This window comes from Bacillus tianshenii (assembly GCA_020524525.2).
In the GTDB taxonomy this organism is placed as follows: Bacteria; Bacillota; Bacilli; order Bacillales; family Bacillaceae_N; genus Bacillus_AV.
In genome coordinates, this window is sequence record CP129018.1 from 1,455,234 (window position 1) to 1,468,177 (window position 12,944).

A 12,944-nucleotide genomic window follows, 5' to 3' on the forward strand; every position below is an offset into this window, starting at 1 on the left:
ATTGCTAATCTTTACGATTACACAAATAGAAATCCGATTGCGAGATAAAAAATAGAGGAAACACTCGCTACCATCAATGCATAAGGAAGTTGAGTCTTAACATGATCAATATGATCAGCTGCAGCACCAGTCGATGCAAGAATGGTTGTATCTGAGAGTGGCGAACAGTGGTCTCCAAATACACCACCTCCAGCAACTGCTGAAATAGAAGCTAACACAACAGTGGAAACTTCCCCTCCCGCAAAGTTAAAAGCAATCGGCAGCGCTAAAGGCATGACAATTGCAAACGTTCCCCACGAGGTTCCGGTTGAAAATGCAATGACAGCGGCAATAATAAATGTAATAAAAGGCAATAAATGTGGCGTTAGCCAGTTTTCAGAAATAGAAATAATATAGTTTGCTGTACCCATATCTTTACTTAATTGATTAAGAGAATAAGCAAAAGCAAGAATAATAATAGCAGGCATTACTCCCTTCATACCATTTATTGCGGTTTTCATAATATCAGATAAAGGAACACCCTGGATGCGCATTAAAACACCTAATACTACTGAGGCAGTTAGAAATGCTTCCATTGTTTTAGCAGAACCCGTTACAATAAATGTTCCAATTGCAATAGAGATGACAACCAATACTGGGAAAATAAAATTAAGGAAAATATTAGGTTTTATATTTTCGTATGGTGGAGTATCTGTTAGTTCCTCTCCCATCATCGGTTCTGCACCATCACGTAATACTTTTCCTTCTTCCATTGCTCTTTTTTCTGCTTTTTTCATTGGGCCAAAATCAGGGATAACTTTTACAGCTAATAACCCGACTGTTATGACAGATAAAATGGCATAAAAATTAAAAGGAATTGATTTAACAAACGTGTTTATTGCTTCTGTTTCATTTGTAACCGGACCAAAGCCGATTAATAAACCAGAAATGAAAACAGCCCAGCCTGTAATTGGCATCAGGACACTTACAGGGGCAGAGGTCGAGTCCGCGATATATGAAAGCTTTTCGCGAGAAATCTTCGCTTTATCTGAAAGATCTCTCATTGTTGCTCCAACAAAAAGCGGACTAAAATAATCACTAAAGAATACAAACATTCCCATAAACCAAGCAATTAACTGGGTTTTCACTCGACTTAAATTTCTTTTGCTCATACTATTTGTGAAATTTTGAATAGCACCAGTACGTTGAAAAAATGCAATCAATACACCAATAAATAATTCAAGTAAGAAAATCCATGAGAAGCTTGTTGTTCCAAGTGTTTCTTTTAACAATGTAGGGAATCCCATTAACCCTTTTCCCTGTAATAGAATGCCGATAAAGCATGCTAGCGCTAATGAAAAAACTGTATTTCTAGTTGCAAATGCCATAATTACTGCTACAGCTGCAGGAATAAGAGAAATAATCCCCATATTAATTGGTTCTTCCATAAAAAACCCTCCTTATGTAATAATTAAAATGCTTTTGGAGCATTTGTAAGATTTAATCCTTCAAACCCTAACACTTCCTCAGGTGTTTTATAATCCCGCTGTTGAACCATACTAGTTTCCTCATGGGTTAAGAGCCCTTTATATGTTGTTAAGCTTCTTCGTAAGTATGGGTTTCGTTTACAAGCTTCTATGTAGCCCAGATTAGCAATTGCTTGAATATGCGGAAAAACTGAAGCAGCATATGCAATTGAAGTGGTATGAGGAGCAGTACCTGGAATATTATCTACACCAAAATGAAGAACTCCTTCTTCTATATATGTTGGTTGTTCAAAGGTTGTTGGTCGATAGGTTTCAATAGCGCCTCCGACATCTGCACTTATATCAACAATCACCGAACGTTCTTGCATACTTTTCACCATGTCACGTGTAATAAGATGGTCAGTTCGATGCTTTGGCCACTTCACACAATTTATGACTAAATCCATATCGGAGAGAATTTTTCTTATATTAGATTGGTTAGAAAATAATGTAGTGACATTGCCATTAAATAAATATTGCGCCTCTCTTAAAGTAGAAATATTGATATCCATCATCGTAACATGCGCCCCAAGTGAAGAAAGGATGTTTATAACACTCTTGCCTACAATCCCACCTCCGATAACTAAAGCATTAATACCTGGAGCGCCGCCAAGCCCTCCTACAAGCTTCCCCATGCCACCGTTATGCTTTAATAAATATTGAATGCCCATTAAAGCTCCTACTTTTCCTGCAGCTTCACTATTTGGAGAGCCATATTGGTGAGTATCTTCTGCTGTAAACGCAATGACCTTCTTCTTAATTAATGCATTAACTTCTTCCTCATTTGCTGCAGGGTGGAGACAAGTGAAAATCATTTGATTTTCTTTCATTAATTCATATTCTTCAGGCAGAATCTCTTTTACTTTCACAATAAGCTCACTTCTCTCGTACACATCCTTATAGGAACCTACTATTTCAGCTCCCGCAAGACGGTAAGCTTCATTTGAAAAACCTGCTTGAACACCTGCATCTTTTCCTATTATTACCTGATGCCCCTCGGAAATGAGCTGTTCCACTTCTACAGGGGTAAGCACTACTCGTGACTCACCTTTTTTTAACTCCTTGAACGTTCCAATAATCATTTCTCTATCCCATCCTTTCTTCATATAATTCTTAACATTGCAAAAATTGTGCCAAAAAAATAGTGACGTCTAAGCCTCTTTGCTTAAACGCCACTCTATCTAATGATTTACATCTATTTAACATACGAATAATAAAAATAATACGTTCGTTTAGAATAGAAAATAACCCGTTCATTATGTAATAAATTGGGCACCTAATGTTAGGTTTTGGGCACTTTTATTGAATATTATACATTTTTAACTTATTCTGTAGAGTTTGACGAGGAATTTCTAAGGCTTTTGCTGCCTTTGAAACATTTCCTTTTGTTTGAAGAATAGCCTTTTGGATCATTTCCTTTTCTAATTGCTCAACAGCTGTCTTTAGGGTCATTTCTTCCTCTTCTTCTGTTTGCAGATTATGATAGCTTTTAAACGCATCCAAGCGCATTTTTATATGTTCCCTCTCAAGAGTATCTTCATCTTCTTCAATCATATTAATTGCAAATTCAATAACATTTTCAAATTCTCGAATGTTCCCAGGCCAATCGTAGTTTAAAAAAATATCATAAACTTCTTTTGTGACATGCTTTACATTCTTTTTTAATAATTGATTATATTTATTAATAAAAAGCTCTAACAAAGGCTTAATATCCTCTTTTCTATTTTTCAAAGGTGAGATATGGATTGGGGCCACATAAAGCCGATAAAATAAATCTTTTCTCAGCTCTTCTTGTTGCAAACATTCTCGAGGGTGTTTATTTGAGGCTGTAATGATTCGAACATTGACCTTCCGAACCTTATTATCGCCAACCCTTCGAACATAGCCGTCCTGCAAGACACGCAGCAATTTTGACTGCAAATAAATCGGCATGGAGTTAATTTCATCTAAGAAAATTGTGCCTCCATCCGCAACCTCAAACAACCCTTGACTATTATCAGCTCCCGTAAAACTCCCCTTTGTTGTTCCAAATAAGATGCTTTCAATTAACTTCTCAGGGATAGCTGAACAATTTTGCGTGATAAAAGGCTTGTCTGCTCGGTTACTCGCATTATGGATAGCGTGGGCAAATAACTCTTTCCCAGTTCCTGTTTCCCCATAAATAAATACTGGAGAAGGACCTTTTGCCACTTTCCTTGCCATTTGCTTCAATTCCTTTATTGTATCGTTTTCGGTAACAATATCATCAAAGGTAAACCGTGCTTGTTCCATTTTAAGATTTCCATCAAGCCTGTGCAGGTTAGAAAACATGTCAGAATTTAAAGATATAATATTATGGTTTTCAACCTCCGCGCCTAAATCCTTGGATAATTCGATTGCTCCAATAATATTCCCATGTGAAATAATAGGCAGGGATACATTTGTAGTAAGACTTCTTTTTCCTCTAAAATCAGTAATTGTTTGCCTCTCTTTAAAAATAGGAGCCTCTTTTTTTAATACATGATAGAGTGTGCTATTGTCTTCATGTAAAGTAGGAAAAGAGTTAAATAAATGATCACCTATTATTCGATCAACATCTTCTATTTCCGAGTGAAACCTTGGGTTAAATTTAACCGTAAATAGAATCGTACCTTCCGTATCAATAATTGTAATCCCATCTAAATACCTCATACGTTGAAAAAAATCTTTATCCTTATACATTTTTACCTCCCCTACCATTCAAAGGATACTATGAATCAATTATAAAAAGAAAGGCCACACAGAATAGACCTCACACCCAGGCCTATCCTTGTGATTGATTATGCCAATCTTCCTCAATCAACTGATTATTTGCAATTTCAGCCACTTCATAGCCTTCACAAGCAGCTTTTACCACCCCTGAAAAGACATTCCTCGCATCTCCAATAATAAAGAATCCTTCAATGTTTGTGCGACCGTGCTTTTCTGTTTTATAGCTGCCATTGCTGTTTGTTTCAATCCCTAAATGTCTTGGAATTGTGGATGCTTGTTTTTGTAGCATATCTCCCAGAAAAAGACATTCTCTTTTTATACGCTGACCGCTTTCTAGAACAAGCTCTGAAAGCTGTCCATTAGCTGAGTCGATCCGTTGAATTTTGTCTTCGATGACGGTGATGCCGTGTCTTTTTATATCATTTAGGTGCTCCCTTTCAAGTCGAGCATCACCATTTGTAAATAAAATTAAGTCCTTACCCCAATGATGAATTTCCTTACTGTAACGATAAATCTTATCACCGTTGCCGATAATACCTAGTGCTTTTCCTTTATGCTCCCATCCATCACAATACGGACATAAAAAAGCACTGTGACCATATATTTCATGTAAGCCATTAATTTCAGGCAGTTCATCACGCATACCTGTCGCGAAAATCACTTTTCTACTACTGTATTTCTCGCCGCTTTTCGTAATCGTTATGAATTGCTTTCCATGTTGTTTAATATCTGTTACCACATCTGTGTACCGATGGACTGTTTCATATTTCTCCATTTGTTCATGAGCAATCTTTCGTAATTCAGCAGGCTTCACACCATCACGTGTAAGAAAACCATGTGATTCATAAGTTACCGCATGACGTGGATGATTATCGTCAACCAATGCTACCTTACGTAATGACCGGCCTAATATTAAAGCGGCATTTAATCCGCCCGGTCCTCCTCCAACAATGACAACATCAAAGTGTTCTATTTGATTATGCACAACTGACATCCTTTCAAGCCACCTTTATTGCAAATGAGGTGGCGGTTCGGGGATATTTTCCTTCTGAACAACCTCCGTAAATAAATCTGTCTGATTCACAGCAGATGTTAACGAAGACTGCGTAGTACTAGGAAATTTACTATTAATAAGATTCATTAATTGTTGAATGTCTTCCTTCGTCGCTGGCTGTTTATTTTCTAAAAGCATATAGCCAAGCTGTCCGCTCGGTTCCAGCGTTGCCCATTTCACATCATTTACAGATGAAATGTTAGACTGACGTAAACGCATCTCTAATGCATCAACGCTGAGCCGCATTTTCATTAAATTTTGTTGATTGATAACTCCATTTTCAATCACAGGCTTTGCCTGGCCTGTAATAAGCTTTTCGAAGGTGTTTGATTTCATCTGAATGTACTCTAATAATAGTAACGTAACAATTAAAACTGCAGCTGTAGCAAACGTTCTCCAAATATTATTCCCGCTAACAGGCTGAATTAAAATTGTTCCGATTGAAATCATAATCACCGTTTGTGAAACGGTCATTTGAGAAATCGACCGTCTGCCGCTGATACGTAATAATAAGGTTCCAACCAACGTAATAAGTGCCGCTTTCCAAATAAAGCTTATATCCACTATTCTCACTCCTCCTGCATTTTTTCATATCTTTGCCGTAGAAGTAAAAGTTATGTACCAAGCGAGCATTGAAAGAATGCACGGAGTGTCCAAAAAAAATAAAAACAGCCAAAAGGCTGTTTTAAACAAAAGGTCAGAATTTTTTGGTTGTGTTTTCAACGACTTGTAGTACTTTCGTTGTTGATTCCATTTCACTTTTACAAATTGGACAAGTTGGTATTTCTTCGCTTTTAAAGTCATCCCTTAACCAGCAATTACACTCATCAGATTTACATTCCCAAATTTTTGTTTCAGCTGTTTTAATTTCCTCATCATTTCTTCGACCAAAAGCCATTATACACCACTCCTCCTATTTGTAACAAAACCGGGATTAGAAGATGAATAAAAAATTCACATCACTATAGGGAATATTCATGCCGTCTCCCTTAACAGATGTGAATCCATGCATTTTGTTTTATTCTATCTTCAGTTTACCCCTAATTGTTAATATTATACAGGATTTATGCGTGTTTGTCTAATGATTTGTTCGTCCTTTTTCTGGAATGAGTTACATCCCTATTTTTCTACGTAGCTCTGCATTTAAAATATAATTATATTTATCTGCATGTTTCATTTCATCTGTGAGAATTTCAAATACCACGTCACGAAAATAGCGTGTTGGTAATCCTGCTCGTATATCCCGGTAGCGTTCCATTGCAGCAAGCTCCCCAAACAACGCTTGTTTTATGCCATCAATATAGGAAGCTGGTTTTTCAAAGGTCACATCTGGTGAGGTTGTAATTTGTTGTCCAGTTAACGCTTGGTACATTGCGCGTAACATTTTATTATGCTTCCGTTCATCATTGCGGATTGACTTAATTATTTTTTTCTCTTCTTTCGTAGGTGCCAAAGAAATTAAATAATCATAAAACAACTCATCAGCCCGTTCACTTTGTACAGATTCTTGTATCAGCTTTAATGCATTTTGAAATGATTTATATGGCATCATTTGTCCGTACATCCCATAAGGAGCTTGAGTTGGCATTACAGGCATCATACCATTTCCGTACATATTCGTCATTGGCATGCTCATTGATTGACTATTCATTTCATTATCTCTGGACTCGTTCTGGCTCATTGTATTTCCCTCCCGTCATTCAATCATTCTTAACCTATGACAGGAGCTTTGAAATCATAACCCTAATTTTAAATAACGTTTAATTCCTTCCCAATCATTACGACCTTATCAACAGCCTTTTTGACTTGCTCTCGAGTATGAGTCGCCATTAATGTAAAACGAATACGACTGCTTCCTACAGGAACTGTCGGCGGACGAATGGCAGGCGCAAAAACACCTTCTTCTTCCAGTCTTTTCGAAAAACCAAGCGCACGTTCTGACTCTCCAATCACTAGAGCAATAATTGGTGTTTCACCCTTCACCACGTCAAAACCTGCTTCTTCAAGCTGTGAACGAAAGAAATCAGATAATGCTTTTAAATGCATTCTTCTTTCTAATTCTTGTTGGATAATTTGAATAGAAGACCTCGTCGCTCCTATCGTGCCCGGCGGGAGAGCCGTTTGAAAGATAAATGAACGAGCGTGATTCTTTAAATAGTCAATCACTTCCTCAGAAGCTGCCACAAACCCACCTTCTGTGCCAACAGCTTTACTTAAAGTCCCTACTTGGAGCTGCACACGTCCTTCCAGCCCGAGATGTTCAACCGTCCCTCTTCCATGCTTACCTAATACACCTGCTGCGTGTGCATCATCGACCATTACCCAAGCACCAAATTCTTCTGCTTGGTCTACTATCTCACGTAACGGTGCAATATTACCATCCATACTAAACACACCATCTGTAACAATTAATACGCGGCGATATTGAACACTTTCTTTTAGCTTGTTTCGTAAGTCCTTCATATTGACATGTTGATATACGAGTGTTTTTGCTTTGCTTAAACGGCAACCATCAATAATACTGGCATGATTTAATTCATCACTAATGATTAAATCACCTTTTCCCATTAGAGCTGAAATTGTACCGATATTTGCTAAATAGCCACTGCTGAACAGTAAAGCCGATTCTGTTTGCTTCCAGCTAGCAATTTCCTGTTCTAATTGCTCATGGATAAGCATATTTCCCGTCGTAAGCCGTGAGCCGCTTGAGCCAACCCCAAATTCATTGATGGCTGAAACAGCAGCTTGTTTTAAGCGCTCATCATTTGCTAGGCCTAAATAATTATTTGAAGAAAACAACAGAAGACGCTTTCCTTCAACGGACGTTTCAGCCTCACAGGCAGTTTCCATTCGTCTTAAGGCACGCTTTAAATGCTGTTTCTTCAGCACTTCTAATTCTTCATTCAGCTGAAATGTCACTTTTCTCCCCTCCGATCAAGATTGGAACTTTTGATAGGTAATGAATATAGTCTTCAATATTTGCATCGTCTGCGACGAAAAATACTCTTCCTCCTGAATAGTCTCCCTGTTCTTTAAAAGGTGTTATTCGAAAATAGCCAAGATCCTTATTTGCGATATAGCCAGTTACATAGCTTGGGTCATCCGACCAACACAATTCTGCTAGCGTATAAGGAGAAGAAGAAACTTTCGAAGCTAATGCAACCGCTTCTCTTATTCTTGTAGTAGCCAGTTGATGATTCGATTTAGCCCATTGCTTATAGGAATCCTCATCCCAATCAATACGTGAAACCCTTACTGCCTGTCCATTCGGATTAAGGATTTCCCCTGTTCTAGAATGAACAAGATACGCACCAGCAAAGCCTGCTTGACGTGATAAAAGCTGGAAGGCTTTTTCTATTGCATTCACCGATACGCCAAGATCGATTAAATATGTACGGACAGCAAACCTCGTTTCTGACAGATTGTTATACTGCATCGTCATCGGTTCGAGGGGTTCAATATATTGTATATCTTCCTGAGGAATTGTTTCCGCAACTAATTGAATAAAATCAGCTTCTCCCCGCTCATGCTGAAGAGCCCGAGAAATCATTTGCTTGGCATACGCCTCAAGCTGTGACTGCTTCAATATCCGCTCAGCACCTGAAATATGAGTCCCCCCAACTTCATGTGAGCCTCCTTCGGCTGAACGCATTCGCAGACTATAAATTTTTTCCGGCAACTTGACCACCTGCCTTCTCTCGTACTTGTTTTAACATGCGATATAAAGGCCATGATGTAATGGCGGTAAAGATCATTCCAGGAATTGCACTTATAATCAGCGGCCAAAACGGCACTTGAAGTGTGGCGGCAAGCACCCATCTCGCTGTAAAAGAACCTAAAGGTCCTGCTACCGCAACAATTGGAAGTCTTGTTCCTAACACAGCAATTAACCCACCTGCTGTAACACGAAAGACCATCGCGACCTCGACGTTAAGAATATTATGTATACCGAGTAAAAATAAAATCGAACTAGCCAATACACCTGCAGCAAGATACCGCCAAAAACCAAACGCCGCAGCAATCGCCACCGCAATTGGCGCTGACAGCTGAAATTCAGAGCCAGGAATTCCAGTAGGTACTCGCAACGAACCGCTTACTGCAATAATAGCAGCAAGCATACTGACCAATGTCAGATTATATGTACTAATCTTCAAGCTTACCATCCCCCCTAAAATGTAAACTTTTTTATCATTTATGTTAACATTTTAGAAGTTAAAGAGAGTTGCGTCAATATTCCAAAAAGAAAAAGCAGTCGTCAGCTGCTTTTAACTAAGTTCAAAATATACGATTCAATTTCAGCGACAATATCATCAAATTTCTCCTTTAACATTGGACTTAATCCAAAGTGCAATGCAATCTTTTCTGGCTCGATGCCAATAAGCGTACCTTTTAGCTTCTGATCACTCCAATACAGGAAATCAAACAAATGGAGGTTATGAGCAGAAAATCCTTGCTCACTGTGTGGCTTAAGTGTTTCAAGGGGGAACATCGTCATACTCCCAGGTACTTTATTTGTTCGCACAGCATCGATAATAACTACAAACTCCGCTTGCTCTAACACATCGATACAAAAATTAATGTCACTTTCACCGACCACCAGCTCTACCTTTCCATGATTTATTCGCTTTTGCAGTTGTTCGGTTACATATACCCCAATCCCATCATCCATCATTAATATGTTGCCGATCCCAAGGACTGTAACTTTTTTCACGGGATCACCTGAATGGTTTTGATTTCTTTTCCAGGACGATAGACGTGAGTAGCACATGACATGCACGGGTCAAATGAACGAAGAATACGCCCAAGCTCAACAGGATTGTTCTCATCTTGAATCGGCGTTCCAATTAAAGCTTGCTCTACTGTCCCAAGATACTTCTCATCCCGAGTCGAAAAATCCCACGCAGAAGGCGTGATAATTTGATAGAAGGAAATCACTTGTTGATCTATTTTCAACCAGTGCCCTAAAGCCCCGCGAATTGTATCGGTCAATCCCTCACCCTCAGCTTGATTTGGAAGTGAATATTGCTTCTGAAGCTCGACCTCAGGAATCACAAGGTCAAGCAAAACAGCCATTATTTCTGTAATCTTCTTCGTTTCTAGAACTCTTGCAATATCCCGGTCCATCGTTGAAATGCCATTCCGATATTCACCACTTAACCATTGTCTTGCAAGCGGGCCGACTTCATAAGGCAAGCCATTATACCTTGGTGCTTTAACCCATGAATACCCTTTTTCTTTATCAAGGTCAGGAGTTGTCATCGTCTCAAATGGTGTATACGTTTCAAGCTGGTCAGCATGCCACGAATACGTAATATTTTCAGTAATATTGGCCGAATTAAACGGAGCAACCTTACCATTTGTATAGACAGACGGCTTCACGTATAGAGGGGAAATATCTTGATAATTATAAAACAACCCATAGCTCAAGAAATTTCCATACCCTGCACCAATTTTATAATACTCAGGGTAATATTGGGCAATCGTATACACATCTGGAATCATGCTCTCTTCAACAAAAGTGCTGATTGTCTGTAAGGTTGACTTCAGCTGAATGATTTTATCTGCACTAGCCGGCATTGTAATCCCCCCAATAAAAACACCGTGGTTATGGGGAGCTTTCCCACCTAAAACAGCAAGCATTTGATGGGCCAGTCTGCTCATTTGCAATGAATCAACATAATGCTTAGCTAGGCGTGCATTTTCTTTTTCAGGTAGGCGGAAATCTGTATATTCAGAAGCCTGAAGCGGATTAATATTTGGAAGCTTTACAAAGTCAGGGATTGTATGCTGATAGAAGTGACGAATGTGATTTTGTAGAAATTCTGCACAATGAATAATATCACGCAAGTACCTTCCTTGTTCTGGTGGTACTACTCCCAGCGCTTGTTCTAATGCGAGTGATGATGCAATGGAATGAGCTGCTGAACAGATCCCACAAATACGCTGTGTAAAATAAACAGCATCAAACGGCTTTCTGCCCTGGAGCATTTGTTCGAAGCCGCGGAATAAAATGCCCTTTGTTTTTGCTTCTGTGACGACGTTGTTTTCTACAGTGACATCCAGCTCCATAAAACCGCTAATCCGCGTAACAGGATTAAGTATTATTCGTTTTCCCACTCATTCATCCTCTCCTGTCGTATTAAAGCTTATAAATGGTGCCATCGCATCAGGAAACCCAAACTGAGCACAGCCAATACAAGGTGTGCTGTCTCCGATTGGCCAGTTGACGTGTCCGTTCCACTCTCGCGTTGGGCAGTCAACACGTGTAACAGGTCCACGGCAGCCTAACTTAAACAAGCATTCTTTATCACCAAGCTTTTTTGCAAAGATACCACGATCGAAATAAGGTCTGCGAGGGCACCTGTCGTGTATTAATGTACTGTAAAATAAAAGCGGCCGCCCCATACTATCCAATTTCGGTTCTCCATATAACACAAGATGTGCAATCGTCCCAAGATACCAATCAGGATTACACGGGCATCCAGGTAACTTTATGACGGGGCGTTCTAATACACTTTGAAGACCAACTGATTGAGAAGGATTCGGCTTTGCTCCACTCACCCCGCCGTGTGTGGCACAAGCACCAACAGCTACGACATGCTTTGCCTTCTCACCAAACATTTTTGCTGCCTCAAGGCCTGTCAGCGGCTTTCCTTTCCACTTCCCGATAATGTTATAGCGTCCATCGTCCTTTAAGGAAACAGCGCCTTCTACAGAAAGAATAAATTCTTGATCGAGCATACCCATCAGCTTTTCCATTGCTTCTTCGCCTTCTGCAGTCATGAGGCTATTATTATATTGAAGGTTAACGAGTGATGTAATCACATATTCAAATGTTGGGTCGAACCCATCAAGAAATGAAATAATATTGCCTGCACAGCCATTTAACTCTAGATGAATTAAATTCGGTTTGGATTGTCTTCTATCTCTCACATAATGCTGCGCAGTGTGGACAAGCCTTTGGGCTACAGAAGCGTTTGTCACAGACTCTGGCGGTAATAACCTGCTATTCCCCATTTGTCAGCCTCCCTACCGGCGTTAGTTGTTGAAGGATCCATTGCTGTCCAGCATGACAAGAAGCAAATGCAGCAGTTAAATCTTGTCCCGCTCGCAATCCAAAATGTGTAGCAGCTGCCCAAGCCGCATTATTGGTCACATCATAGACAATTCCATTTACAGCGACATAAGCAGGTTTGCCATTTGTCCCTGTGAAATTTGTCAACTCCTCTTCTGTAAAGGTCCGTGAAGGAGTCGATTGATTAATATACTGACCAGTTGTTAACGGATAGCCACTGGAAGGGATATCGGCTTGGTTTGGTGGTTTCATAGGGTTTGAAACAGTTTGTGACGCTTGCAGTTGTTGTAACGTATTCAGTTGCATCCACAGTTGATTGAGTAGAATATTTCGCGTAACAGCGTCAGGAGTAATAGATAACAGTTGCATATTATAGCGCATTTCATCAAACAGTCGTTGCAATAAAAGAGGCTGCTGTCGCAAATAATTAAAAGACCAATGCTGAGTCATCATTGTCACCTCATATGTTAAGTTCTAACTACAACATATTAGTGACCCCCTTTAATTATGAAAAAAGCACAGAACCTCTGAAAAGTTCTGTGCTTTAGGCGAATGTCATTTTATTTCTTTGATTTATTTC

The 12,944-nt window shown here is 39.3% G+C and carries 14 protein-coding genes; all 14 read right to left on the bottom strand.

Features of this window, described 5'->3' with window-relative positions; translation table 11 throughout:
• Positions 1-17 precede the first annotated feature (17 nt).
• The 14 genes from LC040_07340 to LC040_07405 all read right to left on the bottom strand — a co-directional run bounded on the left by LC040_07340 (position 18) and on the right by LC040_07405 (position 12,817).
• Complete coding sequence (locus tag LC040_07340) at positions 18-1,427, bottom strand: Na+/H+ antiporter NhaC family protein (GenBank protein ID WLR52696.1); 1,410 nt, start codon at positions 1,425-1,427, stop codon at positions 18-20.
• A gap of 23 nt (positions 1,428-1,450) precedes the next feature.
• On the bottom strand, positions 1,451-2,587 hold the full coding sequence (locus LC040_07345; GenBank protein ID WLR52697.1) for an alanine dehydrogenase: 1,137 nt from the start codon (positions 2,585-2,587) through the stop codon (positions 1,451-1,453).
• Between the two features lie 217 nt (positions 2,588-2,804).
• Positions 2,805-4,205, bottom strand: coding sequence for a sigma 54-interacting transcriptional regulator (locus LC040_07350; protein WLR52698.1), 1,401 nt, complete (start codon positions 4,203-4,205; stop codon positions 2,805-2,807).
• An 82-nt stretch (positions 4,206-4,287) separates the two neighbouring features.
• Entirely contained in the window at positions 4,288-5,229 is a 942-nt protein-coding gene (locus LC040_07355; protein ID WLR52699.1) for an NAD(P)/FAD-dependent oxidoreductase, read from the bottom strand.
• 15 nt (positions 5,230-5,244) lie between these two features.
• Positions 5,245-5,853 (bottom strand): DUF421 domain-containing protein, encoded by a 609-nt coding sequence (locus LC040_07360; GenBank protein ID WLR52700.1) that lies wholly within the window; start codon positions 5,851-5,853, stop codon positions 5,245-5,247.
• 133 nt (positions 5,854-5,986) lie between these two features.
• Positions 5,987-6,187, bottom strand: coding sequence for a cold-shock protein (locus tag LC040_07365; protein WLR52701.1), 201 nt, complete (start codon positions 6,185-6,187; stop codon positions 5,987-5,989).
• A gap of 213 nt (positions 6,188-6,400) precedes the next feature.
• Complete coding sequence (locus tag LC040_07370; GenBank protein ID WLR52702.1) at positions 6,401-6,970, bottom strand: ferritin-like domain-containing protein; 570 nt, start codon at positions 6,968-6,970, stop codon at positions 6,401-6,403.
• 68 nt (positions 6,971-7,038) lie between these two features.
• The gene (bioF, locus tag LC040_07375; protein ID WLR52703.1) at positions 7,039-8,208 is read right to left on the bottom strand and encodes an 8-amino-7-oxononanoate synthase; all 1,170 of its coding nucleotides are present in this window, start codon (positions 8,206-8,208) and stop codon (positions 7,039-7,041) included.
• On the bottom strand, positions 8,189-8,968 hold the full coding sequence (gene bioW / locus LC040_07380; GenBank protein WLR52704.1) for a 6-carboxyhexanoate--CoA ligase: 780 nt from the start codon (positions 8,966-8,968) through the stop codon (positions 8,189-8,191). The genes bioF and bioW overlap by 20 nt, the downstream gene beginning before the upstream one ends.
• Positions 8,949-9,443 carry a hypothetical protein gene (locus LC040_07385; protein ID WLR52705.1) on the bottom strand — a complete coding sequence of 165 codons (495 nt, stop codon included), beginning with the start codon at positions 9,441-9,443 and terminating at the stop codon, positions 8,949-8,951. The genes bioW and LC040_07385 overlap by 20 nt, the downstream gene beginning before the upstream one ends.
• 101 nt (positions 9,444-9,544) lie before the next feature.
• Positions 9,545-10,000 carry a hydrogenase maturation protease gene (locus LC040_07390; protein WLR52706.1) on the bottom strand — a complete coding sequence of 152 codons (456 nt, stop codon included), beginning with the start codon at positions 9,998-10,000 and terminating at the stop codon, positions 9,545-9,547.
• A complete protein-coding gene (locus tag LC040_07395; protein ID WLR52707.1) occupies positions 9,997-11,406 on the bottom strand; it encodes a nickel-dependent hydrogenase large subunit in 1,410 nt (469 codons plus the stop codon). Before LC040_07395 ends, LC040_07390 begins: the two co-directional genes overlap by 4 nt.
• Entirely contained in the window at positions 11,407-12,306 is a 900-nt protein-coding gene (locus LC040_07400; GenBank protein ID WLR52708.1) for a hydrogenase small subunit, read from the bottom strand.
• Positions 12,296-12,817: a cytochrome b5 domain-containing protein gene (locus LC040_07405; protein WLR52709.1), complete on the bottom strand. Its 522-nt coding sequence runs from the start codon at positions 12,815-12,817 to the stop codon at positions 12,296-12,298. The genes LC040_07400 and LC040_07405 overlap by 11 nt, the downstream gene beginning before the upstream one ends.
• Between the last annotated feature and the right edge of the window lie 127 nt (positions 12,818-12,944).

What these genes read in the sequence shown, in the direction of transcription:
- LC040_07370 (WLR52702.1), bottom strand. Translation starts at nt 6,970, where the DNA reads ATGAGCCAGAACGAGTCCAGAGATAATGAAATGAATAGTCAATCAATG.
- LC040_07355 (WLR52699.1), bottom strand. Translation starts at nt 5,229, where the DNA reads ATGTCAGTTGTGCATAATCAAATAGAACACTTTGATGTTGTCATTGTT.
- LC040_07365 (WLR52701.1), bottom strand. Translation starts at nt 6,187, where the DNA reads ATGGCTTTTGGTCGAAGAAATGATGAGGAAATTAAAACAGCTGAAACA.
- LC040_07345 (WLR52697.1), bottom strand. Translation starts at nt 2,587, where the DNA reads ATGATTATTGGAACGTTCAAGGAGTTAAAAAAAGGTGAGTCACGAGTA.
- LC040_07400 (WLR52708.1), bottom strand. Translation starts at nt 12,306, where the DNA reads ATGGGGAATAGCAGGTTATTACCGCCAGAGTCTGTGACAAACGCTTCT.
- LC040_07340 (WLR52696.1), bottom strand. Translation starts at nt 1,427, where the DNA reads ATGGAAGAACCAATTAATATGGGGATTATTTCTCTTATTCCTGCAGCT.
- LC040_07405 (WLR52709.1), bottom strand. Translation starts at nt 12,817, where the DNA reads ATGATGACTCAGCATTGGTCTTTTAATTATTTGCGACAGCAGCCTCTT.
- LC040_07350 (WLR52698.1), bottom strand. Translation starts at nt 4,205, where the DNA reads ATGTATAAGGATAAAGATTTTTTTCAACGTATGAGGTATTTAGATGGG.